The sequence below is a fragment of the Streptomyces sp. A5-4 genome, from assembly GCF_051131715.1.
Classification (GTDB): Bacteria; Actinomycetota; Actinomycetes; order Streptomycetales; family Streptomycetaceae; genus Streptomyces.
In genome coordinates, this window is the sequence record NZ_CP178591.1 from 4,850,367 (window position 1) to 4,875,731 (window position 25,365).

The 25,365-nt window shown below is 70.9% G+C and carries 29 protein-coding genes; 15 read left to right on the plus strand and 14 right to left on the minus strand.

The window, feature by feature from the left end; genetic code table 11:
* Positions 1 to 230 precede the first annotated feature (230 nt).
* Together lysS and ACLLJJ_RS22575 are read left to right on the plus strand one after the other, a co-directional pair.
* A complete protein-coding gene (gene lysS, locus ACLLJJ_RS22570) occupies positions 231 to 1,991 on the plus strand; it encodes a lysine--tRNA ligase (protein ID WP_434594507.1) in 1,761 nt (586 codons plus the stop codon).
* A 211-nt stretch (positions 1,992 to 2,202) separates the two neighbouring features.
* A complete protein-coding gene (locus ACLLJJ_RS22575; RefSeq protein WP_434594509.1) occupies positions 2,203 to 2,406 on the plus strand; it encodes a hypothetical protein in 204 nt (67 codons plus the stop codon).
* Between the two features lie 53 nt (positions 2,407 to 2,459).
* Here ACLLJJ_RS22575 and ACLLJJ_RS22580 read toward each other — a convergent pair whose 3' ends face one another.
* The 3 genes from ACLLJJ_RS22580 to ACLLJJ_RS22590 form a co-directional block, all read right to left on the minus strand.
* Positions 2,460 to 3,941, minus strand: coding sequence for a DUF2637 domain-containing protein (locus ACLLJJ_RS22580; RefSeq protein ID WP_434594512.1), 1,482 nt, complete (start codon positions 3,939 to 3,941; stop codon positions 2,460 to 2,462).
* 163 nt (positions 3,942 to 4,104) lie between these two features.
* Complete coding sequence (locus ACLLJJ_RS22585) at positions 4,105 to 4,821, minus strand: DUF3558 family protein (protein WP_434594514.1); 717 nt, start codon at positions 4,819 to 4,821, stop codon at positions 4,105 to 4,107.
* A 169-nt stretch (positions 4,822 to 4,990) separates the two neighbouring features.
* Positions 4,991 to 5,830 carry a DUF3558 domain-containing protein gene (locus ACLLJJ_RS22590; RefSeq protein ID WP_434594516.1) on the minus strand — a complete coding sequence of 280 codons (840 nt, stop codon included), beginning with the start codon at positions 5,828 to 5,830 and terminating at the stop codon, positions 4,991 to 4,993.
* Between the two features lie 161 nt (positions 5,831 to 5,991).
* Between ACLLJJ_RS22590 and ACLLJJ_RS22595 the strand changes: the two genes are divergently transcribed.
* The gene (locus ACLLJJ_RS22595; RefSeq protein WP_434594518.1) at positions 5,992 to 7,185 is read left to right on the plus strand and encodes an RtcB family protein; all 1,194 of its coding nucleotides are present in this window, start codon (positions 5,992 to 5,994) and stop codon (positions 7,183 to 7,185) included.
* A 220-nt stretch (positions 7,186 to 7,405) separates the two neighbouring features.
* Positions 7,406 to 8,233 carry a transposase gene (locus ACLLJJ_RS22600; RefSeq protein WP_434594521.1) on the plus strand — a complete coding sequence of 276 codons (828 nt, stop codon included), beginning with the start codon at positions 7,406 to 7,408 and terminating at the stop codon, positions 8,231 to 8,233.
* 7 nt (positions 8,234 to 8,240) lie between these two features.
* Here ACLLJJ_RS22600 and ACLLJJ_RS22605 read toward each other — a convergent pair whose 3' ends face one another.
* Positions 8,241 to 8,606: a S1 RNA-binding domain-containing protein gene (locus ACLLJJ_RS22605; RefSeq protein WP_434594524.1), complete on the minus strand. Its 366-nt coding sequence runs from the start codon at positions 8,604 to 8,606 to the stop codon at positions 8,241 to 8,243.
* Positions 8,607 to 8,876: 270 nt separating this feature from the next.
* Here ACLLJJ_RS22605 and ACLLJJ_RS22610 point away from each other — a divergent pair, with 270 nt between their 5' ends.
* Positions 8,877 to 9,455, plus strand: a complete 579-nt coding sequence (locus ACLLJJ_RS22610) for a TetR/AcrR family transcriptional regulator (protein WP_434594527.1) — start codon at positions 8,877 to 8,879, stop codon at positions 9,453 to 9,455.
* 17 nt (positions 9,456 to 9,472) lie between these two features.
* On the opposite strand, the gene ACLLJJ_RS22615 is transcribed toward ACLLJJ_RS22610, so the two are convergent.
* A complete protein-coding gene (locus tag ACLLJJ_RS22615) occupies positions 9,473 to 10,228 on the minus strand; it encodes an SDR family NAD(P)-dependent oxidoreductase (protein ID WP_434594529.1) in 756 nt (251 codons plus the stop codon).
* Positions 10,229 to 10,238: 10 nt separating this feature from the next.
* Positions 10,239 to 10,574, minus strand: coding sequence for a YnfA family protein (locus ACLLJJ_RS22620; protein ID WP_434594531.1), 336 nt, complete (start codon positions 10,572 to 10,574; stop codon positions 10,239 to 10,241).
* A gap of 61 nt (positions 10,575 to 10,635) precedes the next feature.
* On the opposite strand from ACLLJJ_RS22620, the gene ACLLJJ_RS22625 reads away from it, so the two are divergent.
* From ACLLJJ_RS22625 to ACLLJJ_RS22635, 3 genes are all read left to right on the plus strand, one after another.
* Complete coding sequence (locus ACLLJJ_RS22625) at positions 10,636 to 11,136, plus strand: hypothetical protein (RefSeq protein ID WP_434594534.1); 501 nt, start codon at positions 10,636 to 10,638, stop codon at positions 11,134 to 11,136.
* Between the two features lie 104 nt (positions 11,137 to 11,240).
* Positions 11,241 to 11,813 carry a TetR family transcriptional regulator gene (locus ACLLJJ_RS22630; protein ID WP_434594536.1) on the plus strand — a complete coding sequence of 191 codons (573 nt, stop codon included), beginning with the start codon at positions 11,241 to 11,243 and terminating at the stop codon, positions 11,811 to 11,813.
* 80 nt (positions 11,814 to 11,893) lie between these two features.
* Positions 11,894 to 12,385, plus strand: a complete 492-nt coding sequence (locus tag ACLLJJ_RS22635) for a MarR family winged helix-turn-helix transcriptional regulator (protein WP_434594539.1) — start codon at positions 11,894 to 11,896, stop codon at positions 12,383 to 12,385.
* Positions 12,386 to 12,400: 15 nt separating this feature from the next.
* Here ACLLJJ_RS22635 and ACLLJJ_RS22640 read toward each other — a convergent pair whose 3' ends face one another.
* From ACLLJJ_RS22640 to ACLLJJ_RS22650, 3 genes are all read right to left on the minus strand, one after another.
* Positions 12,401 to 13,156 carry a Mut7-C RNAse domain-containing protein gene (locus tag ACLLJJ_RS22640; RefSeq protein WP_434594541.1) on the minus strand — a complete coding sequence of 252 codons (756 nt, stop codon included), beginning with the start codon at positions 13,154 to 13,156 and terminating at the stop codon, positions 12,401 to 12,403.
* A 70-nt stretch (positions 13,157 to 13,226) separates the two neighbouring features.
* Positions 13,227 to 14,069 carry an NAD(P)H-binding protein gene (locus tag ACLLJJ_RS22645; RefSeq protein ID WP_434594543.1) on the minus strand — a complete coding sequence of 281 codons (843 nt, stop codon included), beginning with the start codon at positions 14,067 to 14,069 and terminating at the stop codon, positions 13,227 to 13,229.
* Between the two features lie 466 nt (positions 14,070 to 14,535).
* The gene (locus ACLLJJ_RS22650; protein ID WP_434594546.1) at positions 14,536 to 15,042 is read right to left on the minus strand and encodes a GNAT family N-acetyltransferase; all 507 of its coding nucleotides are present in this window, start codon (positions 15,040 to 15,042) and stop codon (positions 14,536 to 14,538) included.
* A 70-nt stretch (positions 15,043 to 15,112) separates the two neighbouring features.
* Here ACLLJJ_RS22650 and ACLLJJ_RS22655 point away from each other — a divergent pair, with 70 nt between their 5' ends.
* Positions 15,113 to 15,760, plus strand: a complete 648-nt coding sequence (locus ACLLJJ_RS22655) for a hypothetical protein (RefSeq protein WP_434594549.1) — start codon at positions 15,113 to 15,115, stop codon at positions 15,758 to 15,760.
* A 34-nt stretch (positions 15,761 to 15,794) separates the two neighbouring features.
* Here ACLLJJ_RS22655 and ACLLJJ_RS22660 read toward each other — a convergent pair whose 3' ends face one another.
* Together ACLLJJ_RS22660 and ACLLJJ_RS22665 are read right to left on the minus strand one after the other, a co-directional pair.
* Entirely contained in the window at positions 15,795 to 16,514 is a 720-nt protein-coding gene (locus ACLLJJ_RS22660) for an IS630 family transposase (protein WP_434600488.1), read from the minus strand.
* A gap of 12 nt (positions 16,515 to 16,526) precedes the next feature.
* Entirely contained in the window at positions 16,527 to 16,841 is a 315-nt protein-coding gene (locus tag ACLLJJ_RS22665) for a helix-turn-helix domain-containing protein (protein WP_434594552.1), read from the minus strand.
* Between the two features lie 101 nt (positions 16,842 to 16,942).
* Here ACLLJJ_RS22665 and ACLLJJ_RS22670 point away from each other — a divergent pair, with 101 nt between their 5' ends.
* Both ACLLJJ_RS22670 and ACLLJJ_RS22675 read left to right on the plus strand, forming a co-directional pair.
* Entirely contained in the window at positions 16,943 to 17,263 is a 321-nt protein-coding gene (locus ACLLJJ_RS22670) for a hypothetical protein (RefSeq protein WP_434592928.1), read from the plus strand.
* Between the two features lie 361 nt (positions 17,264 to 17,624).
* Positions 17,625 to 18,548 (plus strand): cation diffusion facilitator family transporter, encoded by a 924-nt coding sequence (locus ACLLJJ_RS22675; RefSeq protein WP_434594555.1) that lies wholly within the window; start codon positions 17,625 to 17,627, stop codon positions 18,546 to 18,548.
* Between the two features lie 59 nt (positions 18,549 to 18,607).
* Here the strand turns inward: ACLLJJ_RS22675 and ACLLJJ_RS22680 are convergent, their stop codons facing one another.
* On the minus strand, positions 18,608 to 19,693 hold the full coding sequence (locus ACLLJJ_RS22680) for a magnesium and cobalt transport protein CorA (protein WP_434600489.1): 1,086 nt from the start codon (positions 19,691 to 19,693) through the stop codon (positions 18,608 to 18,610).
* 384 nt (positions 19,694 to 20,077) lie between these two features.
* Here ACLLJJ_RS22680 and ACLLJJ_RS22685 point away from each other — a divergent pair, with 384 nt between their 5' ends.
* Together ACLLJJ_RS22685 and ACLLJJ_RS22690 are read left to right on the plus strand one after the other, a co-directional pair.
* Positions 20,078 to 21,454, plus strand: coding sequence for a hemolysin family protein (locus tag ACLLJJ_RS22685; RefSeq protein ID WP_434594557.1), 1,377 nt, complete (start codon positions 20,078 to 20,080; stop codon positions 21,452 to 21,454).
* Positions 21,451 to 22,464 carry a hemolysin family protein gene (locus tag ACLLJJ_RS22690; RefSeq protein WP_434594559.1) on the plus strand — a complete coding sequence of 338 codons (1,014 nt, stop codon included), beginning with the start codon at positions 21,451 to 21,453 and terminating at the stop codon, positions 22,462 to 22,464. The genes ACLLJJ_RS22685 and ACLLJJ_RS22690 overlap by 4 nt, the downstream gene beginning before the upstream one ends.
* A 54-nt stretch (positions 22,465 to 22,518) precedes the next feature.
* On the opposite strand, the gene ACLLJJ_RS22695 is transcribed toward ACLLJJ_RS22690, so the two are convergent.
* Together ACLLJJ_RS22695 and ACLLJJ_RS22700 are read right to left on the minus strand one after the other, a co-directional pair.
* Positions 22,519 to 23,094: a TerD family protein gene (locus ACLLJJ_RS22695; RefSeq protein ID WP_434594562.1), complete on the minus strand. Its 576-nt coding sequence runs from the start codon at positions 23,092 to 23,094 to the stop codon at positions 22,519 to 22,521.
* A gap of 85 nt (positions 23,095 to 23,179) precedes the next feature.
* Entirely contained in the window at positions 23,180 to 23,755 is a 576-nt protein-coding gene (locus ACLLJJ_RS22700; RefSeq protein ID WP_434594565.1) for a TerD family protein, read from the minus strand.
* A gap of 151 nt (positions 23,756 to 23,906) precedes the next feature.
* Here ACLLJJ_RS22700 and ACLLJJ_RS22705 point away from each other — a divergent pair, with 151 nt between their 5' ends.
* On the plus strand, positions 23,907 to 24,365 hold the full coding sequence (locus tag ACLLJJ_RS22705; protein WP_434594567.1) for a BlaI/MecI/CopY family transcriptional regulator: 459 nt from the start codon (positions 23,907 to 23,909) through the stop codon (positions 24,363 to 24,365).
* Positions 24,366 to 24,368: 3 nt separating this feature from the next.
* The gene (locus ACLLJJ_RS22710; RefSeq protein WP_434594569.1) at positions 24,369 to 25,319 is read left to right on the plus strand and encodes a M56 family metallopeptidase; all 951 of its coding nucleotides are present in this window, start codon (positions 24,369 to 24,371) and stop codon (positions 25,317 to 25,319) included.
* Positions 25,320 to 25,365 lie beyond the last annotated feature (46 nt).

Consider the following 25,365-nt stretch of genomic DNA (forward strand, 5'->3'; position numbering starts at 1 on the left):
GAGCGACCGGCGCATGGGGGGCGGGTGAAGGAGCGGGGTCCGGTTGCGTGCGGCTGCGGGGCGGCGGCTTGAGGCGACGCGGAGCGTGGTTGATCGACGACAACGCGGCAGATGCGCGTGCCGGACCCCGTGACGCCGCTCCCCGTTGTGTCGGCCGTTCTCAAGGCAACCTCGGGCGAGGTCGTACCGTCTGGGAGAATGGCGCACGCAAGCCGACGAGAAAGAAGGACGTGCCGATCGTGGCTCAGAGCAGCACAGAGACCGACTGGGTCTCCCGCTTCGCGGACGATGTCATCGCCGAGTCGGAGCGACGTGCCCCTGGGGCGAAACACTCGGGCGCTGCCGCGCCGGCGATCGTCGTCGCGTCCGGACTCTCACCCTCGGGTCCGATCCACCTGGGCAACCTGCGCGAGGTCATGACCCCCCATCTGGTCGCCGACGAGCTCCGCCGGCGCGGGTACGAGGTCAGGCACCTGATCTCCTGGGACGACTACGACCGGTTCCGGAAGGTACCCGCGGGCGTCCCCGGCGTCGACACGTCGTGGGCCGAGCACATCGGCAGGCCGCTGACCGCCGTGCCCGCACCGGCCGGCTCCGCGTACCCGAACTGGGCCGAGCACTTCAAGGCGGCCATGACCGAGGCGCTCGCCGAGCTCGGTGTCGAGTACGACGGCATCAGCCAGACGGAGCAGTACACCAGCGGGGTCTACCGCGAGCAGATCCTGCACGCGATGAAGCACCGGGCGGACATCGACTCCGTACTCGACCGCTACCGGACGAAGATCAAGCCCGGCGGTGGCAAGAAGGGGCAGAAGCCGGTCGACGAGGCCGAGCTGGAGGCCGCCGAGGGGTCCGGCGCGGCCGACGAGGACGACGGCAGCGGCGGCGGCGCGGGGTACTTCCCGTACAAGCCGTACTGCACCGTCTGCGGCCGGGACACGACCACGGTCACGGCGTACGACGACGTGACCACGGAGCTGTCGTACACCTGTGTCTGCGGGCACGCCGAGACCGTCCTGCTGAGCGAGTTCAACGGCGGCAAGCTGGTCTGGAAGGTCGACTGGCCGATGCGCTGGGCGTACGAAGGCGTGATCTTCGAGCCGAGTGGCGTCGACCACTCCTCGCCCGGATCGTCCTTCGTCGTCGGCGGGCAGATCGTGCGCGAGGTCTTCGACGGGGTGCAGCCGATCGGGCCGATGTACGCCTTCGTCGGGATCAGCGGCATGGCGAAGATGTCGTCCAGCAAGGGCGGCGTGCCGACGGCCGTCGACGCGCTGCGGATCATGGAGGCGCCGCTGCTGCGCTGGCTGTACGCGCGGCGCCGGCCCAACCAGTCGTTCAAGATCGCCTTCGACCAGGAGATCCAGCGGCTGTACGACGAGTGGGACTCGCTGGAGAAGAAGGTCGCCGAGGGCACGGTGCTGCCGGCCGACGCGGCGGCGCACTCCCGGGCGATCGGCACCGCGGCCGGTGAACTGCCGCGCACACCACGGCCGTTGTCGTACCGCACGCTCGCCTCGGTGGCCGACATCACGGCCGGGGCCGAGGACCAGACGCTGCGCATCCTCAGCGAGCTGGACCCGGAGAACCCGATCTCGTCCCTGGACGAGGTACGGCCGCGGCTCGACCGCGCGGAGAGCTGGATCAGCACCCAGGTGCCGGCCGAGCAGCGCACCGTCGTGCGCGGCGAGCCGGACACGGAGACCTTGGGCGCGCTGGACGACGCCGGGCGCGAGTCGCTGCGGCGGCTGGTGGACGGCCTCGACGCGCACTGGTCGCTGGACGGGCTGACGACGCTGGTCTACGGCGTGCCGAAGGTGATGGCGGGGCTGGCGCCGGACGCGAAGCCGACGCCGGAGCTGAAGGTGGCGCAGCGGTCGTTCTTCGCGCTGCTGTACCGGCTGCTGGTCGGGCGGGACACCGGGCCGCGGCTGCCGACGCTGCTGCTCGCGGTGGGGGCGGAGCGGGTCAGGAAGCTGTTGGGGGCGTAGCCGCCGCGCGGGGCTTGTTTCCGCCCCGCCCCCGCCCCTGCCGCGTCCGGGGCGGGTTCCCGGACGCCCCGCGGGCGTGTCCGTGGGGCGCCGGACGGGCTGCGTCTCAGCCCGTCCGGCGCCCCACGCCCCGCGGCTGCATCCTTCGACGTACTGCGGGTTCGACCCTGCGCAGGACGTCTCGGCGCGGGACCCGGGTGATCGTGGACGTATGAAAGAAACCGTCGCAATCATCGGCTGGGTCGTCGGCATTCAAGGCGCGCTCGGCGTACTCGGTAGGACCTTCGGTGACGGCCCCTGGGGCCTGTTGCACCGATGGTGGGAGATCCCGACCGCGGGCTACGCCGCCCTCGCCGTCGTCGGGGCCGTCCTCGCGGTCTGGGGGGAGGCCGGGCGCAGGAAGCGGGTCGCCTAACGGCGGTGTCGCTGATCCGGCCGACCACGATCACGATCGGCCAAAGACACCCGCTACGCGATGTGCTCCGCGTCGAGCTCCTGCTGGTAGCGGATCTCGAACCGCCGGTTGTACTCGGCCAGTTCGCCGGGGACCGGGGCCTGGGAGTACAGGTCCTGGAGGTACGAGCCGAGCTGGCGGGCCGTCGGAAAGGTGCTGTTCTCGCTGACGTACTTGCGGAACGCGTTGTAGTACGTCTCCTCCGCCGAGAACTCCTCCTCCATCTCCTCTGCCTGCCGCTGCTCCTCCTGGTAGTTCGCCGGATCCTGCTCGCTGCGCGGGCCGGGGATGCCGCCGAGCGGGCGGGTGCGGCCGGGGCCCGAGGGGACCATCACGGGGGCGGCCCCGGGCTCCTCGGCATACGCGGGCTCGACGTACGACGGGTCGTACGCGCCCTCGTACGCCTCCTGCGGAGCCTGTGGCGCCGCGAACCAGGGGCTGGGGCTCACGTGCGCGGCCTGGGCGCCGTCCTGCCGCGCGGCCTGCTGGGTCTCTTCCGCCGGGTCCGGCTGCCGGCCCTGCGGCTGGAGCTGGCCCTGGTTCTGGGGCTCGTGCGGTTCCTGGGGCTGCTGGTGGTCCTGCGGGAGCGGCTGCGGCTGGGACTGCGGCTGCGGTTGCTGGTGGTCCTGCGGGAGCGGCTGGGGCTGGGACTGCGGCTGCGGCTGCGGCTGCGGTGAGGCCTGCGCCGGGAGCGCCGGCGCCTGCTGCACCTGGGCCGCCGCCAACTGCGGCTGCTCCTGCAGTGGCTGCGGCACCTGCTGCTGCGCCTGCTGGGGCTCCTGCTGCGCCACCGGCGGCAGCAGCGCCGGCTCTATGCCCGCGGCGGCGAGCCCCGCGGGTCCGGTCTCCGAGAGCGGCACGCCGTAGCGGGCGAGGCGCAGCGGCATCAGCGACTCGACCGGGGCCTTGCGCCGCCACGCGCGGCCGAAGCGGGCCTGGAGGCGTGCCTGGTAGATCAGGCGGTCCTGCTCCAGCTTGATGACCTGCTCGTACGAACGCAGCTCCCACAGCTTCATGCGCCGCCACAGCTTGAACGTCGGCAGCGGCGACAGCAACCAGCGGGTGAGGCGCACGCCGTCCATGTGCTTGTCGGCCGTGATGTCGGCGATCCGGCCGACCGCGTGCCGCGCCGCCTCCACCGAGACCACGAACAGCACCGGGATCACGGCATGCATGCCGACACCCAGCGGGTCCGGCCAGGACGCCGCGCCGTTGAACGCGATCGTGGCGATGGTCAGCAGCCACGCCGTCTGACGCAGCAGCGGGAACGGGATCCGCATCCATGTCAGCAGCAGGTCCAGCGCCAGCAGGACGCAGATACCCGCGTCGATGCCGATCGGGAAGACCAGGGAGAAGTCCCCGAAACCCTTCTGCTCCGCGAGCTCACGCACCGCGGCGTAGGAGCCCGCGAAACCGATCGCGGCGATGAGCACCGCTCCGGTGACGACGACCCCGATCAAAATGCGGTGCGTGCGTGTCAGCTGCATCGCGGCCACCCGCGATCCCCTCCCGTACGTCCAACTTGGCGGAGGCCAGCCTGGCACACGTGTGCGGGTCGCGTTGCGCGGGTACAGCCGAAGCCCGGCCCCCAGGAGGAGGTCCGGGCTCCGCAAAGCGCCGGAAACGGCTACAACGTACTACTTGCCGCTCGGCACGGGCTCAGCTCTTCTTGTTGGCGGCAGTGACCGAAGCCACGGCCTCCTTGGCCGCCTTCTGAGCGTCCTTCACCAGGTCGGCGGGGTCGGGGGACTTGGCACCCTGGTAGCCCGCGCCGTTGTAGACGACCGTGGCGACGGCGTTTTCCGTCCGCGTCACGATCGTTGCGTATCCGAAGTCCGCGTCGGTCTTCCGCAGGCCGTACGTGATGGTGGTGGCCTGGTCGCCGATGCCGGTGGCGGGCTCCGCCTTGACCTTCTTCGCGCTGTCGGTCGCCTTCGCGGCCTCGACCTGCTTCGCGTAGTACTCCCCGGCGAGCTTGTCGCCGGCGCCGCGGGCCTGGTCGGAGTCGTAGCGCATGAACGACACGGAGAGCCAGCGGTACTGGGACCCCTTCACGCCCTTGCTCTCCAGCCCGTTCCAGGAGCAACCGCCGCGCGTGGAGACGTCGTTGGACCGGTCGGAGGTGCCGGACTTGTCCTTCGCGTCCGGCACGAGCGATGCGGTCGTCTTCGGCGTGATCCCGTCGCACGGCTTCGGCAGCGTGTCGAACGCCGCGGGCTGGACCGTCGGCTTGGCCGGCGCCTTGGATGAGGCGCTGGCGGACGGCGAAGCGTCCTTCCCACCGTCGGAGTCCGACGAGCAGCCGGCGACGACGAGCATCACCGGTACGGCGGCGCAGGCGAGAATGCGGGTGAGTCGCGGGGCTGATCGGTGCATGGTTCCTTCGCTCACGGGTCTGAGGCTCATGGGACAGGCGCTCTCGCGTCTGAGGCTCGTGGGACGGGGCTCTCGGGACGGATTCCTGCGGCCACGGTACGCCGGGGGCGATCCGCGCCGGGCCGCGCTCAAGGCGCTGCCCGGCCCGTGCGGCCCGGCGTCCGCGGCCCTATTCGGTGATCTGCTCGGCGAGCCTGCGGGCCACGGCCTGGGCCTTCTCCTGCAGTTCCTTGCTGTCGGGGGCGGTGGTCATCAGGGCCGGCTGGGCGCTGTACCGGACGGTCACGATCACGTTCGATGTGCGGAATACCACGCTGACCGTGCGGCGCTGCGCCGTCGAGTCGGACCTGGCGAGTACGTCGTTCAGGAAGGCGGCGTCGCCGAGACCTCCGAGGGTGCGCGGCTGGAGCCCCTCGGGGGTCGGCGAGGGGGCGTCGGCCGCGTCGGCGGGTGTGTCACCGGGCTCGGCGGAGGCCGACGGCGAGGCGTCCGCGTCGGGGGACGGGCTCGTCCCGCTCGTCTCCTCGCCCGTCTCCTCGCCCGTCTCCTCGTCCTCGGGGGTGGCCGAGGGGGACGGCAGGTGGGCGGCGGTCACCTGCTTCGCGTACACCTCCTCGGCGCGGTCGTCGTCGCTGACGGTGGTGTCGTAGGAGACGACCCGCTCGAAGTCGACGACCAGTTGGTGGGTGGCCTCCGGGGAGTCGGCCTTCCAGCGGCAGCCGACCCGTCGGTCGGTGTCGTAGGTCACGTCGGCCGTGCCCGCGTACGCCTTCTCCTGCTGCTCGGGCGGCAGGCTGGTGGCGCCGGGCAGCAGGTCGCGCAGCATGCCGCGGTCGACGGAGCCGCAGGGCTCGCGGAGCGTGCGGTACTTGCCGTCCGGCGCGGCGGACGTGGTGGGGTCGCCCGCCTTGGAGTCGGCGGTGGAGCCCTCGGTACCGGAGCCGCCGGTGCAGCCGGCGGCGAGCGCCGCGAGGAGCGCGACGCCGGGTACGAACACCTTTCGCTGCACGGTCCCAGGCTCCCTTCGATGAGAAATGCGGTTGCCGCGCGATGGCGGCCGGTGGACACAATGTCTATCGCACGCACCGGCCACGACGCCGGTCCGCTGTCTCTTTCATTGAGATTTGCGTCAGTTTTGCTTTTTCACACTTACGGGGAGATCGAGGAGCTATGTCGTATGTAGAGGTACCGGGTGCGAAGGTCCCGATCAGGATGTGGGCGGACCCGGCGACAGTTGAGGGCGGCGCGATGCAGCAGCTCCAGAACGTCTCCACGCTGCCCTGGATCAAGGGTCTCGCAGTAATGCCGGACGTCCACTACGGCAAGGGGGCGACCGTCGGTTCGGTGATCGCCATGCACGGGGCGGTGTGTCCGGCCGCGGTCGGTGTGGACATCGGCTGCGGAATGTCGGCGGTGAAGACCTCGCTGACGGCGAACGATCTGCCGGGCGACCTGTCCCGCCTCCGCTCCAAGATCGAGCAGGCGATCCCGGTGGGACGCGGGATGCACGACTCGCCGGTCGACCCGGGGCAGTTGCACGGGTTCGCGACGGGTGGGTGGGACGACTTCTGGAAGCGGTTCGACGGGATCGCCGAAGCGGTCAAGTTCCGTCAGGAGCGGGCCACGAAGCAGATCGGAACGCTCGGCAGCGGGAATCACTTCATTGAGTTCTGTCTCGATGAGACAGGTTCGGTCTGGCTGATGCTGCACTCCGGGTCCAGGAACATCGGCAAGGAGCTGGCCGACTTCCATATCGGCCAGGCCCAGAAGCTGCCGCACAACCAGGGGCTGGTCGACCGGGACCTCGCCGTCTTCATCTCGGACACCCCGCAGATGGCGGCGTACCGGAACGACCTGTTCTGGGCGCAGGAGTACGCGAAGTACAACCGGTCGATCATGATGGGGCTCTTCCAGGACGTGGTCCGCAAGGAGTTCAAGAAGGCCAAGGTGGCTTTCGAGCCGGTGATCAGCTGCCACCACAACTACGTCAGCGAAGAGCGTTACGACGGCATGGACCTGCTGGTCACCCGGAAGGGCGCGATCCGGGCCGGCTCCGGTGAGTTCGGGATCATCCCGGGCTCGATGGGCACGGGTTCGTACATCGTGAAGGGGCTGGGGAACGAGAAGTCGTTCAACTCGGCGTCCCACGGCGCCGGTCGGAGGATGAGCCGTACCGCCGCGAAGAAGCGCTTCTCGACGAAGGACCTGGCCGATCAGACCCAGGGCGTGGAGTGCCGCAAGGACTCTGGCGTCGTGGATGAGATTCCGGGTGCGTACAAGTCGATCGAGAAGGTCATCGACCAGCAGCGCGACCTGGTCGAGGTCGTCGCGAAGCTGAAGCAGGTCATTTGCGTCAAGGGCTGACGGCCCGGACGTGGAGTGTGCGGGCCCCCGGCGCGGGACGCTGTTGGTTAATTCGGGGGTGTGCGTGACGTCGGCTCCCAAGACCCGGGTGTGGTCTTGGGAGCCGACGTTGTCGTAGGGAGAGAGAGCCGATGTCGATGCGCCCGGGCGGGGCAGTGGAGATCCCGGTGGAGACGGTTCGGGTGGCCCGAGCGGCGTTCCCAAAGACCGGCCGCCAGGCGTGACGCGCCTGGTCAACCCCGATGCCATCGAGGCCCGCGACGGCGCGAAGCGCGACACCTTCTGGGACGGATGCAAAGTCCACCTCACTGAGACCTGCGGTGCCGACACCCCGAACCTGATCACGCATGTCGCCACCACCGACGCCACGGTCAGCGACTTCGACATGGTCCCGGCTGTCCACGCTGGTCTCGCCCGTACCCAACTGCTTCCCGACGAGCACCTGGTCGACGCCGGCTATGTCAGCGCCCGACACATCGTCGCGGCCCGGCGCGACCACAGCATTGATCTGGTGGGACCGATGGTGCCCGGCCCAAGCTGGCAGGGTAGGACTGACGGCCGCTTCCCCGTCGGCGCGTTCACTATCGACTGGGACCACTGCAAGGTCACCTGTCCTGGCGGTAAGACCAGCACTCGCTGGGCGAGGGAACCCGCCGGGGACCGAGTCGACATCCGAGTCCAGTTCTCCATGGCCGACTGCCGACGTTGCCATGTCAAGGATTCCTGCACGCGCGGACCACGCCGCAAGCTGACTTTCCAGGACCTGGACATCCAGGAAGTTCTGCACCAGCGCCGGGCCGAGCAGGAAACCGACGAATGGAAGACGCGCTATCAACTCCGCGCCGGAGTGGAAGGCACCATTTCCCAAGGCGTAGGGCGCTGCGGCCTGCGCAGATCCCGCTACCGCGGGCTTGCTAAGACCAGCCTCCAGCACCAGCTCACCGGGGCGGCGATCAACCTCGCCCGCATCGACGCCTGGCTCTCCGGTACCTCCCATGCCCGCACGCGCGTCTCACACTCTGCGGCTCTTCAGCAGAGCGAGGGCTGAGCAGCGTCTACGGATTGATGGCCCCGGAACCTCTTAAAGCTTTGCCGATGTCGGATGGCCAATTGGGCCTGTATCGGGCGACGAAGTCGGCGAAGTCCTCGCACAGGTACCGCGGGTCAGAGGGCTTCAGCCGTATCTGGTGGTGATCGCTGTGAACCCACCAGACCTCGAAGTCGGTCACTGTTCCCTCGACAGGCCAGTCCTCGCTTCGCCGACGAGGCAGAAGCACGACGTCGACGAACCCTTCGACACTGAGGCCAATGTCCACGAAGATCCCGATCGCCCCGGGCCTGGGCACTCGGACGACAGTGCCCGTGAGGACCTGACCGAAGCGCAGCTCACCTTGAACTCGCTCCCACTCTGCTTCCGTCACCACTTACGCATCCTCGCACCTCAGCGCTGGCTTTTATAGGAGAGCCCGGTGCGAGCTGAAGCTCGCACCGGGCTCAATGTCTGAATTCGCCAACAGCGTCCCGATGGTGCCGGGGGCCTCCGCATGTCCGGCGCGGGGAAAGGCGGCCAAGTCGCTGTCGCCCGAGTGGGGTTCGCGCACCGTGGCGATCACGTCGCCGGCCGGTAACCACTGCGCATATAGTGGTTGGGTTGGAGTGGTTACGCGATGGGATGGAAGAGGCGGGTCCGCATGGGCAGGAATCCGGAGCGCAGGACGGCGCTCGTCGACGCCGCCATCGAGGTGCTGGCGCAGGAAGGGGCGCGCGGGCTCACGTTTCGGGCCGTCGACACCCAGGCCGCTGTCCCGGTCGGCACGGCGTCCAACTACTTCATCGGCCGCGACGATCTGTTCATGCAGGCGGGCGCCCGTATCCAGGTGCGCAACACCCCCGACCCGGGCGCGGTCGACGAGGCGGCGCGGCCGGCGGGGCCCACGCGCGCGATGCTCACCGGGCTGATGCGGTCGCTGGTGCGGCGCATGGCCGACGACCGCTCCGGCTACCTCGCCCTGCTGGAGCTGCGCCTGGAGGCGACCCGTCGGCCGGCGCTCCAGGAGCAGCTCAACCGGAATGTCCGCGCCGCCTTCGAGAAGAGCGCACGTTCCTACGTGGACGCTCGCCTGCCGGGTGACGCGGACACGTTCCTGGTGCTCTACCTCGCGATGACCGGGCTGATGCTGGAGCACTTCACGCTGCCCGGGATGCTCTCCGACGCAGGACTCGACCAGCTGGTGGAGACGGTGGTCGCCCGGATCGTGCCGGTGGAGTAGCGGGTGGAGTGCCCGGCCTACAGCTCCCTGTGCACCTTGGTGTTGGAGGCCTGGGCGCGGGGGCGGACCACCAGGAGGTCGATGTTGACGTGCGGCGGGCGGGTGACCGCCCAGGTGATCGTCTCCGCCACGTCGTCGGCGCTGAGGGGCTCGGCCACGCCCGCGTAGACCTTCGCGGCCTTGTCGGTGTCGCCGCGGAAGCGGGTCGTCGCGAACTCCTCCGTCTTGACCATGCCGGGGGCGATCTCGATCACCCGGACCGGGGTGCCGACGATCTCCAGGCGCAGGGTCTCGGCGAGGACATGGGCGCCGTGCTTGGCAGCCACGTAGCCGCCGCCGTTCTCGTACGTGCCGTGCCCCGCGGTGGAGGACAGCACGACCACCGTTCCGTCGCCGCTCGCGGTGAGGGCGGGGAGCAGCGCCTGGGTGAGGTTGAGGGTGCCGATGACGTTGGTCTCGTACATCTGGCGCCAGTCGTCGGGGTCGCTGGTGGCGACCGGGTCCGCGCCGAGCGCGCCGCCCGCGTTGTTGACGAGGACCGCGAGGCTGCGGAAGACGGTGGCGAACTGGTCGACGGCCGCGCGGTCGGTGACGTCCAGGGGGTACGCCGTCGCCTGGTGACCCGCGGCCGTGAGCTCCGCCTCCAGGGCCTCGATGCGGTCCTTGCGGCGGGCGGTGAGGACGACGCGGTAACCGGCTGCGGCCAGTTGGCGAGCGGTCGCGGCACCGATTCCGCTGCTCGCTCCGGTGATGATGGCGATGGGCGTAGGCATGGGGAACAGGTTAGCGAGCCCGTGGTGCGTACATGATGAGGGCCATTCCGGCGAGACAGACCAGGGCGCCGGTCACGTCCCAGCGGTCGGGGCGGTAGCCGTCGGCGACCATGCCCCAGGCGATGGAGCCCGCGACGAAAACACCGCCGTACGCGGCGAGGATGCGGCCGAATTCGCCGTCCGGCTGGAGCGTGGCGACGAAGCCGTACGCGCCGAGGGCGATGATCCCGGCGCCGATCCAGATCCAGCCCCGATGCTCGCGCACGCCCTGCCAGACGAGCCAGGCGCCGCCGATCTCGAAAAGCGCGGCGACGAGGAAGAGGGCGGCGGAGCGGGCGAAAAGCATGGGCTCAGCGTGTCATGGGGAGACGGGCGGGCCCGGCGGGATGAATCGGTATGTTCGGGACATGGTTGCGATGCGCAGGGCATGGGTGGCGGTGGCCGGGGCGGTTGTGGCCGTGGTGGGTGTGGCAGGTGTGAGTTCGGGTGCGGGGGCTCGCGCGGGGGTCGGGGGGATCGCCCCGGAGGCGGACGTGGCGTACCACGGGCATGTGACGGTGCGCGAAGGGCGGCTCGGCGTGCGGCTGGTGGTGGCGAACCACGGGCCCTCGGGGGTGCCGGGCGCGACCGTACGGCTGAGGTTCTCGGTGCCTCCGACCGGTGCGCAGGCGCTGCCCCCGGGCTGCCTGCGGGCCGGGGTGGACGAGGTGCTGTGCGGGGCGGGGGTGCTGCGGGTGGGTGCTGGGGCGGGGCGGGGGCTCGACCTCGCGCTCCGGGTGCCGGTGCACGCCGCCGAGGTGACTGTGCGGATCGACACGGCGTGGAACGGTGGTGCGTCCGACCGGAACCCGCAGAACAACGAGCACCGGGTGCTGGCCCCGGCCACGGGGGACCGCTACTTCTTCTGACCGGTTTCTTCTGACCGGATGCCGGTGCTCGCCGGGGGTGCGCGGCGCTGGGCGGCGCGCACTGGCGCTGGTATGTCAACGTCCGTTGGCCTACATTCCTGGGCATGACCGATGTGCCCAGGCCGCCGCGCCGCTCCGACATCACCAAGGCCGCGATTCTCGAAGCCGCCCGTGAGCGGTTCGCTGCCGACGGGTACGAGCGCGCCACCATCCGCGCCATCGCGCGCGACGCGGACATCGACCCGTCGATGGTGATGCGCTACTTCGGCAACAAGGAGGGGCTCTTCGCCGCCGCCTCCGAGTTCGACCTGCGGCTGCCCGACCCGGCCGAGCAGGGCGGCGAACACGTCGGTGTGCTCCTCGTCGGTCACTTCCTGGACCGCTGGGAGGCGAACGAGGTGCTGACCGCGCTGCTGCGCGTCGGGGTCACCAACGCCGCGGGCGCCGAGCGCATGCAGGCGATCTTCCAGGAGCAGCTCGTCCCCATGGCGGCCGCCCTGGGGCACGACCCCGCCGAGGCGAACCGGCGTGCCGCGCTGGTGTCCTCGCAGATCCTGGGCATGGCGATGACGCGGTACGTGCTGCGGCTGCCGGCCGCCGTCGAGATGGAGCGGGACGAGGTGGTCGGCTGGCTGGCGCCGACCGTGCAGCGCTATCTGACGGCGGAGCGCCCGTAGGCGCAGCGCGCCCGGCCCGTGGCGTCGTCGGCGAACCGGCCTGCCCGCCCCCGGCGACCTCTGCTCCGTACACTCTCTGCATGCCGCAGACAAGCAGGGCCCGGCGCCGCACCCTGGTGGCGGAGCTGACCGTCGCATCGCGCCGCTCCATGGCCTCGTACGCCCTGTTCAACCAGGCCGTCGCCGACCATGTGAGTCTGCACCCCACCGATCTCCAGTGCCTCAATCTGCTGGGCCTCGAACCCGGTCCGGTCACCACCGGCCGCGTCGCGGAGCTGACCGGGCTCACCACCGGGTCCGCGACCCGGCTCGTCGACCGGCTGGAGCGGTCCGGCTATGTCACCCGCCGCCGCGACACGGCGGACCGGCGGCGGGTGCTGGTCGAGACGGTGCCCGAACGGATGGCCGCCTTCGGGGCGGTGTGGGAGAAGCTGAGCGGACGCTGGGCGACGATCTTCGAAACGTACGACGACGATCAACTCGCCCTGATCATCGACCATATGTGGCGGACCGTGGAGGTCAGCGCCGCGCAGGTCGAGCTGTTGCGCAGTGGGGAGCTGGACGCTCCCTGAGGAGTGGGACGGCCCTCAGGTGGGCTGCGGGGTCTGCCGCGCGCCCGCTCCGCCGAATTCGGCCAGCGCGTCGTCGACGATCGTCTGCAGGCGCGTGTGGTGCGCGCCGCGCCAGTACACCCGCTCGCACGCCGTGCACTGCGCGAAGACGTCGTACGAACGCTCCGTGCCGCCCTCCAGGAGGTCGCGGACGGTTTCCTTGGTGACGGAAGTGAGGTCGCCGTTGCAGGCGGTGCAGCGCGTCCAGGGGGCGAGCGTGGGCCTGAACCGGCTGAGTACATCGCGGAGTTGGTCATCGGTGCGGTCGCTGTAGATGTACGCGCCGGCCCACAGCTCGCGGCGGCGCAGCAGCCCGCGGTCCCGCGACAGCAGGACGCGCCGGTCGCGCGCGGAGTACGTGGCCAGGGCGGGGTCGCCGATGTCCTCGCTGAAGTACGCCGCGTCGACGCCGAGCAGCCGCAACCGCCTTGCCAGCGTGCCGAGATGGACGTCCAGCAGGAACCGCGGCGGGCCGCCGGGCAGTCGCTGTGGCCGCTCCACCGCCCGCACCTCGACACTCTCGCCCGCCGCCGGGATGTGGGAGACGGCCACTTCGCGGCCGTCGACCAGCAGTTGGCCCGCCTCGGTGAGTGGGACCCCCAGCGACTCGACGACGTGGCCGAGCGTCGACGACCCGTCGGTCGCCAGCGCGGTGCGACCGCCGCGCCGCTCCACCGCGACGAAGAGGTGCAGCTCGGGGGCGAAGGCGAGGTGGATCTCCGGTCCGTTCACGCCGTCAGCATGCCACTGCCGCGTCGGCGGGGGCCACGGCTTTCCGCGGGGTGGGCGCGGACTGCCCGGATCACTGGCTGAAGGCTGCCGCGTTCTCCCGCGCCCACTGGGCGAAGGGGCGGCCCGGGTGGCCGGTCAGCTCCTCGACCGCACGGGTCAGGGGCACGGGTGAACCGTCGCTCTGCGCCCAGAAGCCGAGCAGCGCGTCCGCGACGAAGCCGGGGATATGACCGGCCACGGACTGCTTCCACGCGTCGCGGCCCACCACGTTCACGGCGATGTCCTGGCCCGTCGCGCGTCCCAGCAGCTCGATCTGCGTGGCCGCGCTGAGCGACTCGGGCCCGGTGAGCAGGTACGCCGCGCCCTGCAGCGCGGGTGTGGTGAGCACCGCCAGCGCGGAGTCGGCGATGTCCGCCTCATGGATGGGGTCGGCCTGGCTCAGCGGAAAGGGGTGGTCGATCGGGCCCCCGGCCTTCGCGGCGCGGGACCACTGGAAGGCGTTGGTGGCGAACGGGCCGGGCCGCAGGAAGGTCGCCGTGAGGCCGTCCGCCGCGGTCAGGGCCTGCTCGACCAGGAAGTGCGACCTGGCGATCGGGTCGTTGGTGGGATCGGGCGCGAGAACCGAGCTGGAGGAGAGCAGCACGACGTGCTCGACGCCCGCCGCGCGGGCCGCCGTGATGAAGGCGTCGATGTGGGAGCCGTTGGCGTAGAGGAAGACGGAGGTGACCGAGTCGAGGGCGGCGGCGAAGGTCGTGGGGTCGTTGAGGTCGCAGCGCACGGTGGCTACGCCTGCGGGCGGCACCAGCTTCTCGGGAGCGGCGGAGGCGGCCCGTACGCCGAGGCCCTTGCTGTGCAGCAGCTCGATGAGGGTGGAGCCGACGCGGCCGCGGCTGCCGGTGACGAGGGTGGTCATGAGGAGAGGTTCCCTTCGGGGTGCGCGCACTCTGCGGTGCGGCTGTTTCAGATGCCGGGTTCTCAGCCTTGCACAGAAACTGCGTGACGCAGGTAATATTTACGCGCCTGTGGGGAGGCCGGGGCCCACTGGTGTCCGGCCGGCCCTGGCCGCGCGGCGGTTGCGGCCTGCCGGCGCGTGGGAGCCGGAGCCCTGGCCCATGCGTGGGGGCGGGGTCCGTTCACGGGTGGTGGCCGGGTTCGTCTGCGCTCATGCGTGGGGGGCGAGGGTCGCTTACGGGCGGCGGTCGGGTTCGCTCACGGGTGGTGGTAAGGGTTTGCGCTCACGCGCGGAGATCGAGGTTCGCTCGCGGGCGCGTCGGGTTCGTTCACGGGTGGTGGCCCGGGTCTGCGCTCACGCGCGCGGGGCGAGGTTCGCTCGCGGGCGGCGGTCCGGTTCGTTCACGGGTGGTGGCCGGGGTCCGCGCTCAGGCGCGGAGGTCGAGGCGCCAGTCGTTGCACCGCATCTGGTTCCCCGGGGGGAACTCGAAGTCGCACGCGCCGACGAACTCGAAGCCCGCCTTCGCGCACAGCGCGTTCGACGCGGGATTGTCGACGGAAGGGAACGCGTGCAGATAGCGGTGGTGGCCCTCGGCCCTCGCGAGCGCCACCGTCGCCGCCGTCGCCGCCTTCGCGACGCCCCGCCCCTGGAACTCGGGCAGCACGCCCCAACCGGTCTCGTACACCGCCTCGCCCTGCCAGATCCGGTTCCAGAAGCCGATCGTGCCGGCCGACTCACCCTCGGGCAGCAGCACGATCCGGAACATCCGGCCGTTGTGCGAGCCGTCCTCGTTCACATACCTCTTGTGCCGCGCGAGCAACTGCTCCTCGGTCTCCGGGCCTCCGACATGCTTCATCATCTCCGGCACGTTCGCACGCCGGAGCAGCTCCAACTCGTCCTCGGACCAGGGCTCGATACGTACGGTCGGTTCCATGAACGCAAATGTAGATCCCGGGTCGGACAGTGCTGCCCCGAGCTCTTGGGACAGCCCTTAGCCTTTCGTCATGAGCACCACAGGTCTGTGGGTCATTGGCGCCGTACCCGATGCCGAAGTGGCAGCGCTGCCGGGGCGGTTCGCACATCTCCCCGGCGAATGGCACACGCCGCCCGGCTACGCCGAGACCCTGCGCTGGTGGCTCTCCGGCGGCGACCGCGAACCCTTCTTCACGCTCGACCCCGACGATCCGCAGACGCTGCTGGCGACCCCCGCCGCGCGTCGCTTCGCGGAGTTCACCGACAGCGGCGGGCCGTCGGCGCCGGCGGTGGACGCGATGCGGGAGGCAAGCCTCGACCTGGTGCGCGGGGCGGTGGAGGGGAGCCGGCCCTTCACGGCGGCGGCGCGTGGGGCGGGGCCGGCCGCGGCGCTCTGTTACGGGCTGGGGGCGGAGGCGGCGGCGGCGCTGCCGGGCTGGTTCGGGGACTTCCTGCTCACCGCGGACGCGGTGCGGGGGGTGCTTCCACAGGTGGAGGCGGTGCTGGGGGTGAGCGGGCACCGGCGTACGGAGGTGCTGGCGCGGATCGAGGCGTGGCTGCGGGGGATCGGGGGCGGGGACGGCGGGGATGCGGCGGAGTTGCTTGACGGGCCGGTGCGGGTGCTTCGGGAGGCGGCGGCCGTGGGGGCGGGGGCGGTCGGGGTGACCCGGCGGTACTAGTGCTGCTCCGCGCAAGTTCGTGGAGGGGTGTTGATCAGGAGGTCTTGAGCGGGGTGCCGTCGTAGGTCCAGCGGTAGGGCTTGGCCTTCTCGTTGTGCGCGATGACGTAGTGGTCCATCTTGTCGATCAGGTCGTCGCGGCTGGAGAAGTCGCCGTGCCGCAGGACCCGGCGGGTCAGGGCGGAGAAGAACAGTTCCACCTGGTTGAGCCAGGATGCGTGCGGCGGGGTGAAGTGCACGCGCCAGCGCGGATGAGCTTGGAACCACTTCCGGGTGTGTTTGGCGGTGTGGGAGGAGCCGTTGTCCAGCACCACGTGGATCTCCTTTCCGGGCTCGATGACCGCATCGAGCCGGGCAAGGAAGGCGGTGAAGGTGACCGCGTTGTTCCGGACGATCGGCTCGCTCAGCACCTCGCCGGTGCGTATGTCCATGGCCGCCACTATGGAGGCGGTGCCGTGCCGGCGGTATTCGAACTCCTCGCGGACATCCCGGCCCGGTGCGGCCGGGACGCCGGGGTGCCTGCGGGAGCGGGCGGCGATCGCGGTCTTCTCGTCGATGGACAGCACCACCGCTCCCTCGGGCGGATTGCGGTAGAGGCTGCACACATCGGCGACCCGCTCCCAGAAGTCGGGGCTGTCACGGCGGGTGAGCCAGCCACGCACCCGGTGCGGCTTGAGGTCCAGGTCAGCCAGAATCCGGCCGGTTTGAGAGGCGGATATCTTCGCGAACACGGTGCCCGCCACCTGGGCGGCGATCGTGCGGTGTGATCAGGTCGACTCCGGATGAGGCGGGGCACTGGTGGCCGCTGCCACGATCGCGACCCGCACCTCGCTCCCGTAGGTACGAGGGCGCCCCGAACGTTGCGCGTCCAGCAGGCCCTGAAGTCCGCCCGCCGCGAACCGGCCCCGCCATTTACGGACCGTGTTCACCGAAATCCCCAGCTCACGGGCGATGCTCCCGTTGGTCAGCCCGTCCGCCGCGGCGAGCACGATCCGCGCCCGCAGGGCCTGACGCACCTGTGCTGTCACCGACGACGCCGCCCGCACCAGCCGATCCCGTACCCCTTCGTCGTCGTCCAGCACGATTGCGACTGCCTCCGCTACCAGCACCGATCCCCTCGCCTCCCCTGCGATCTGCCGGTGATCATGGCGCATCGCGGGGAAGGGCGTGCAGGATGGGTCCCGTGCCGAAGAACCCGCCGGAATCGATGCAGCACTCCCTGCGTCAGCGCCTGAACGACCACGCCCGCAACCGCTGGCCCCAGCTCGCCGGAGTGAAGGTCCGTTACCGGGCCGGATTCGCCTACGTGGAGGGTGAGTTGACGGACGGCGAGTGCCTGCCACTGTGCCGCCTGCGCTTCACCGGCGTCCTGCACACGTGGGGCTTCGCCCTCTACCTCGCCAGCCGAGACGGCTACGAAGACAACATCCTGCCCAGCGGCCTCCCCGCAGGCTCACCCGAAGAAGCCCTCGACTGCGCCTGCCACCTCTACCTCGACACCTGAACACCCCTCCACGAACTTGCGCGGAGCAGCACTAGCGGTGCGTGGCGTGTCCGGCGGTGCGGTGCGTGTCCGGCGGTCGTGTTCGGCGGTCGTGTCCGGCGGTGCGTGGCGTGTCCGGCCGCTGCGCGGGGCTCTCCCCTACCCGCCCCTTCCCGAACCGGGGCTCCGCCCCGGACCCCGGTCCTCAAGCGCCGGACGGGCTGGAGGGTGGCGCTTGGGCTCCGCCCCGGACCCCGGTCGTGCCTCGGGCTTGTCCTCAAACGCCGGACGGGCTGGAGGGTGGCTTCGTCGCAGCCCCAACGGGCCGGAAGTGGCGGGGGGCCATTGCCCGTGGTCGACTGGCGGGCGAGGAGGTTCGGGCATGGGGCATGATCATGGCGCGCCGTCCGCCGCCGGCACCCTCAGCGGTGGCTTTCGCGGGCGGTTGCTGTGGACCATCGGGATCAGCGCCACCATCACCCTCGTCCAAGTCGTCGGCTCGCTCCTGTCGGGCAGTCTCGCGCTCCTCGCCGACGCCGCGCACAGCCTCACCGACGCTGTTGGCGTATCCCTCGCGCTCGGCGCCATCACCCTCGCGCAGCGCGCACCGACCCCACGCCGCACCTTCGGCTTCTTCCGGGTGGAGATCTTCTCCGCCGTCCTGAACGCCCTGCTCCTGGCCGGCATCTTCGTCTGGGTGCTCTACTCGGCGATCCGGCGCTTCAGCGAGCCGGTCGAGGTCAAGGGCGGGCTGATGTTCGGCGTGGCCCTGCTCGGCCTCGCCGCCAACATCGTCGGTCTCTACCTGCTGCGCGACGCCAAGGACCGCAGCCTCAACCTGCGCGGCGCCTACCTCGAAGTGCTCGGCGACGCGCTCGGCTCCGTCGCGGTCATCGTCGGCGGCCTGGTCATCCTGCTCACCGGCTGGCAAGCGGCCGACCCCATCGCCTCGATCGTCATCGGCGTCCTCATCGTGCCGCGCACGTACTCGCTGCTGCGCGACTCCCTGCACGTACTCCTGGAGGCCACCCCGCAGGACATGGACCTGAGCGAGGTGCGGCGGCATCTGCTGGCGGAGCCCGGGGTGCTCGCCGTGCACGACCTGCACGCGTGGACCGTCACCTCGGGGATGCCCGTCCTGACAGCGCACATCGTGGTCTCGGACGCGACGCTGCGCGAGGAGGAGACCGGCCGGCTGCTCGGTCGCCTGCAGGCGTGCGTCGGTGACCACTTCGACGTACCGCATTCGACGATCCAGCTGGAGCCCGAGGGGTACGCGGAGGACGCACGGTCGCTCCATAAATGAGCGCACCGGTGGGCGATGGGCGATGGCAGGTGGGCGGTGGCCAGTGGTCGGGCCCTCGGTCAGAGCCAGCCGTTGCGGCGGAAGCTCCGGTGCAGGGTGAAGCACGCTGCGGCCATGACCGCCACGGCCAGGTGATAGCCGTAGCTCCACCCCAGGCCCGGCATGTGCTCGAAGTTCATGCCGTAGACGCCGCAGATCATCGTCGGGACGGCGACGATCGCGGCCCATGCCGTGATCTTGCGCATGTCCTCGTTCTGCGCGACGGTCACCTGCGCGAGATGGGCCTGGAGGATCGAGTCGAGCAGTCCGTCGAACGACGTGATCTGCTCTATGGTCCGGTCCAGGTGGTCCGCGACGTCGCGGAAATACGGCTGGAGGTCCGGGCCGACCGGCGGGACGGGCCGGGTGGCCAGGGCGTGCAGGGGGCGGGCGAGCGGGGTCACGGCGCGCCTGAGCTCCAGTAGCTCCCGCTTGAACTGGTAGACCCGCCCGACGTCCCCGCGGCCCGCGTCCACGCTGAAGACGGCGTTCTCGACGGTGTCGATGTCGTGCTGTACGGCGTCGGTCACCAGGGCGTACTCGTCGACGACATGGTCGGCCACGGCGTGCAGCACCGCCGCGGGGCCCTGCGCCAGCAGGTCGGGCGCGGCCTCCAGGGCTTCCCGGAGCGGGCCGAGCGAGCCGCCCCTGCCGTGCCGGACGGTGATGACGAAGTCGGGGCCGGTGAAGACCATGAGTTCGCCGGTGTCCACCACCTCGCTGGTGGCGGTGAGCTCCTCGTGATCGACGTAGCGGACGGTCTTGAAGACGGCGAAGAGTGTGTCGTCGTACCGCTCCAGTTTGGGGCGGGGGTGGGTGCTCAGCGCGTCCTTGACGGCCAGCGGGTGGAGGCCGAACAGGTCGGCGAGCCCGGCGAGTTCCTCGGCGTCGGGCTCGTGCAGTCCGATCCAGACGAAGCCCTTGCCGCCGTATTCGCGGACCTGGCGCACGGCCTCCGGCGCGGGGCAGTCCCTGGCGCGGCGCACGCCCTGCTCGAAGACCACGCAGTTCTCCACGGCGCTGCCCAGCGGCGAGCGGGCCGGGTGACTGAGGTCCACGGTCCTGCGGTGGGTCAGGCGGACTACGCGGCGCAGGTGACGCAACATCGGCACGGAGGGCTCCTCGGATATCGGCGGCCAGTGTGCCACCGGTTCCATGAACCCCGTGACCCGTGCCCCGGGCCTGTGCCTCACCCGTGCCCGCCCCGGCCGTGTCGGGCCCGTCGGGCCCGTCGGGCCCGACGGGGGAATCTCGCGGTCGCCTCGGGGTACTCAGGGGGCTGGGCGGTTAACCGGGCGTACGGGTTTCCATCGTTTTAGGATGGAAATCCGGCCGCGATCCGTGTCCTGTCCCCTGCGTCGTCCCGTGCGTCGTGGCCCCGAACCGAGCGAGCAGAGAAGGAGCAGCGGTCCCGCAATGGGTGAACCTCCGAGTACGAGCCCTGCCACACCCCGTCCGCAGCGCGTCGGCCCGCGAGCGGCGGTGGCACGGTGACCGAAGTGCTGCTGCTGCTTCTCGCACTGGCCCTCACCTTCGCCTGCGCGCTTTTCGTCGCCGCCGAGTTCTCCCTGACCACGGTCAAGAGAGGCGAGCTGGAGCGTGCCGCCGAGGCGGGCGAGCGGGGCGCCGATGGCGCGCTGAAGGCGGTGCGGCGGCTGACCCTCCAGCTGTCCGGCGCCCAGCTGGGCATCACCGTCACCTCGCTGGTGATCGGCATGCTGGCCGAGCCCTCGCTCGCGGTGCTGCTCCGCGGGCCGCTGGAGGCGATGGGCCTGGGGGGCGCCGCCTCCACGGTCGCCACCGTGCTCGGCGTGGTCGTGTCCACGGTCGTCCTGATGGTCATCGGTGAGCTGGTCCCCAAGAACTGGGCGATCTCCCGCCCGCTGGCCGTCGCCAAGGTGGTGGCCGGTCCGCAGCGCGGCTTCACGGCCGCTTTCGGGCCGTTCATCCGGCACCTCAACAACACCGCGAACCGGTTCGTGCGCCGCTTCGGCCTGGAGCCCGCCGAGGAGCTGGCCTCCATCCGCACCCCGGACGAGCTGGTCTCCCTGGCTCGGCACTCGGCCGCCGAGGGCGCCATCGAACCGGACTCCGCGGAGCTGTTCGTACGGACCCTGCACCTGAGCGATCTGACCGCCGAGAACGTGATGACGCCGAGGGTCGACGTGCGCGCGCTGGACGCGCAGGCGACCGCGGCCGACGCGGCGAATCTGACGTACGCGACCGGGCTCTCCCGCTTCCCGGTCTACCAGGACACCCTGGACGAGGTCGTCGGCACCGTCCACATCCGCGATGTCCTGGCCCTGGAGCCCGACAAGCGGGCCGCGACCCCGGTCACGGACCTGGCGACCGCGCCGCTGCTGGTCCCCGACTCGCTCCCCGCGGACCGGCTCCTGGAGCGCATGCGCGCGCACCACACCATGGCCGTGGTGATCGACGAGTACGGCGGTACGGCGGGGGTCGCCACGGTCGAGGACATCGTGGAGGAGGTCGTCGGCGAGGTCCGCGACGAGCACGACCCGGCCGAGACCCCGGACCTGCTGCCCGCTCCGCCCACCGACGACGGCCGGGCGACCTGGGAGGCGGACGGCAGCGTACGCATCGACGAGCTCGCCCGGATCGGGCTGATCGCCCCCGACGGCCCCTACGAGACGGTGGCGGGGCTCGTCGCCACCGAGCTGGCGCGCATCCCGGCCGAGGGCGACTCGGTGGTGCTCGGCGGTGGCTGGACGCTGGTGGTGCTCGACGTGGAGCACCACCGGGCGGGCCGGGTCCACATCACCGAACCGGATCCCGACACCACGGGGCCCGCCGAGTCGGATCCCGCGCAGCTGCCGCGCCAGCACCCGCAAGGGGTGACCCGATGACCGCCCTCCAGCTCGCCCTCGGATTCCTGACGCTGCTCAGCAACGCCTTCTTCGTCGGCGCCGAGTTCGCCCTGGTCTCCGTACGCCGCAGCCAGATCGAGCCGCACGCCCGGGCCGGCGGGAACCGGGCGCGGACCACCCTGTGGGGTCTGGAACACATCTCCCAGATGATGGCCACCGCCCAACTCGGCATCACCGCCTCCTCGTTGGTGCTCGGCGCGGTCGCCGAACCGGCCATCGCGCATCTCTTGGAGCCGGCCTTCGAGGCGGTGCACGTGCCGCCCGGTCTGGCGCACCCGATCGCGTTCGCGATCGCGCTGACCGTCGCGACGTATCTGCACATGCTGATCGGTGAGATGGTGCCGAAGAACATCGCGCTCGCCGAGCCCGCGAGGACCGCGCTGCTGCTCGGCCCGCCGCTGGTCGCGCTCACCCGGGCGCTGCGCCCGCTGGTCTTCACCATCAACGCCTTCGCCAACAGCCTGCTGCGACTGCTGAAGGTCGAGACCAAGGACGAGATCGAGTCCGTCTACACGGACGACGAACTGGCCCGTATGGTGCGCGACTCCAGTGACGCGGGTCTGCTGTCACCGGCCGACAGCGAGCGGCTGCGCGACGCACTGGAGCTCGGGAACAGGCCGGTCGGCGAGATTCTCGTACCCGCGCGGCGGATGACGACGGTCGATCACGGGATCACTCCGGCGCAGCTGGAACGGACCGCGGCGGGCGCCGGTTTCTCGCGCTTCCCGGTGACCGGGCCCACCGGCGCGGTGCTCGGGTACCTGCACATCAAGGACACGTTGGGGGCGCCGGACCGGGACAAGCCGTTCCCGCGCTCGGCGTTGCACGCGGTGACGCGGGTGCGGATCGACAGCTCGCTCGACGACACGCTCACGGCGCTGCGCGCGGCCGACAGTCATCTGGCGGCGGTCGTCGGTGACAAGGAGGCGGTGCTCGGCTTCGTCACGATGGAGGACGTCCTGGAGGAGCTGGTGGGACCGGCTGCCTGATCCGGCGGAATCCGGCTGGATCCGCTGGGCCGGGCAACCGGCTGCCGGAGCTGTTTACAGGTGGGACGCGATGGAGGGCATCAGGTCCTGGAAGGTGCGTCCCTGGGCGGGCTCACCGATGGCGGCCATCTGCCAACCGGAGCCCGCGCGCACCACCTTGGCCATGATCTGCGCGGTGTGGCGACCGCCGCCGGTCAGCGTGTAGCGCGCCAGCTCCTGCCCGTTCGTCTCGTCGACGAGACGGCAGAAGGCGTTCTCGACCTCTTCGAAGGTCTGGCCGGTGAAGGAGTTCACCGTGAAGACGATCTGGTCGACGTGCACGGGCACCCGCTGGAGGTCCACGACGATCGACTCGTCGTCGCCGCCCGCGCCGCCGACCCGGTTGTCACCGGTGTGCCGGACGGAACCGTCGTCGCTCGTCAGGTGCTGGAAGAAGACGACGTCGGCGGGCTGCTTGTCGGCGAACAGCACGGCCGAGGCGTCGAGGTCGATCTCCTTGGCGGTCATCCGGGCGAGGAACCCCTTGCGGGGCACGGACTTCCAGCCCAGACCCATGCGTACGACGGTGAGTTCGCCGCCGCCGGACTTGGTGAGGCTGATCTGCTGGCCCTTGGACATATTGACAGTCATGGCTCGGCTCTCATGAGAGGGGCGGGGCAGTGTGCTGTGCGTGCGGCTGTGCTGTTGTGCGTTCGCGCCGGTGCGCTCGGACCGCTCAGACGTCGACGCCGAAGTCGGTGGCGATCCCGGCGAGCCCGGAAGCGTAACCCTGCCCGACGGCCCGGAACTTCCACTCCGCTCCGTGCCGGTAGAGCTCACCGAAGACCATGGCGGTCTCGCTGGAGGCATCCTCGCTCAGGTCGTAGCGGGCGATCTCCGCGCCACCGGCCTGGTTGACCACGCGGATGAAGGCGTTGCGGACCTGGCCGAAGCTCTGTCCGCGGCCCTCCGCGTCATGGATGGACACCGGGAAGACGATTTTGGTGATCTCGGCGGGCACGGCGGCGAGATTGACCTTGATGCTCTCGTCGTCGCCCTCACCCTCGCCGGTGAGGTTGTCACCGGTGTGCTCGACGGAACCGTCGGGGCTGGTGAGGTTGTTGTAGAAGATGAAGTGCTGGTCGGAGACGACCTTGCCGGTCTCGTTGCACAGCAGCGCGCTGGCGTCCAGGTCGTAGTCCGTGCCGGTCGTCGTACGGACGTCCCAGCCGAGGCCGACCAGGACCGCGGTCAGGCCGGGAGCTTCCTTGGTCAGCGAGACGTTGCCGCCCTTGGCGAGGGTCACACCCATGTTGTTTCCTCCCTGGAATCCGTACTCTGAAAACTACAGCAGTGTAGAGGTCAAGTAGAGAGCGCGGGGGGCACGGCCGCAGGACGGATACGATGCCCCGTTGTTTGAGTCGTGTAGGAGTCGCATACGGATTCGGGAAGGAGGCCGCGCCATGAGCGGAGACGGAAGCAGGGCCGACCGGGGGCGGGAGCCCCGCGGGCGCCGGCGCGGCCAGGGTGAGCTCGAAGCCCAGGTGCTCTCGGTGCTGGGCACGGCCCAGGAGCCGGTCACCGCGGCCTGGGTGCAGGGCCGACTGGACGGCGACCTGGCCTACACCACGGTCATCACGATCCTGACCAGGCTGTACGAGAAGAAGGCCGTGACCCGCAGCAGCGAGGGCCGCCCCATCCGGTGGGAGCCGGTGGCGGACGGGGCGGGGCTGACGGCGCTGCGGATGCGCAGCCTGCTGGACAAGCGGGACGACCGCGACGCGGTCCTGTCGAGTTTCGTGTCGGCGCTCTCGCCGGACGACGAACACCTGCTGCGGTCGCTGCTGGGCGAGGTGGGCGGGCAGGCCGGGCCGGGCGGCCGGGCCCGGCGGGCCGGGCCGGGCGATCCGGACGAGAGCTGACAGGTGGGCGTCTTCGTCCTGCTGCCGCTGGTCCTGCCCCTGACGGCGCTGCCGCTCGCGCGCCTGGCCGAGCAGCACCTGCACCCGAGGAGCGCGGCTCGCCTGCTGACGGCCGCCGCGGCCATCCTCGCGTCGTGCAGCACGCTGTGCCTGTGCCTGCTGGTGATCGTCGGCACGGCCCAACTGCCCGGCAATCCACTGCCCGACGCGTGGTCCGACCCCGAGGTGCGGGCGGCGGTCCCGTACAACGAGGTGGCGGGGGAGCTGGCCATCGTCGCGCTCGCCGTGGTGGCGACCGCGTGCGGGCTCACGATCCGCCGCCACTACCGGTTCCGGGCACGGGCCCACCGCGCCCTGGCGGGACTCCCCTCCACCGCCGAGGTCGCGATCCTGCCGGACGAGGCGCCGTACGCGTACGCGTTGCCGGCCCCGCGGGGTACCGAGGCCGCGCGGGGCGGCCGGATCATGGTCTCCACGGGCATGCTCGCATCCCTGGACGAGGACGAGCGGGACGCTCTACTGGCCCACGAATACGCCCACTTGACCGGCCGCCACCACCGACTGCTGCTGGCCACCCGACTGGCCGGCTGCGCGAACCCCCTGCTGCGCCCGCTGCGGGCGGCGGTCGGGTACAGCACGGAGCGGTGGGCGGACGAGGAGGCGGCGCAGGCGACGGGGGACAGGCGCCTGACGGCCCGGACGGTGGGCAAGGCGGCCCTGATCTCCCACGACGCCCTCCCGCTCCCGGCCTTCGCGGCGCCTGGCGGCCCGGTGCCGCGCAGAGTGGCGGCCCTGCTCGGCCCGGTCCCCCCGGCGCGAGGCTGGCCCCCGGCGCTGACCCCGACGGGGATCGCGGCGCTGATCGCGGCGGCGGGGACGGCGGTCTCGACGCTCTCGGCGCTGAACGCGGCGTTCGCGCTGTTCCTGGTGCTCCAGGCGGCCACGCCGCTGTAGCCGTAGCCGGACGTGCGGCGGGCAGTCGTGCCGGTGGCCGGTGGGC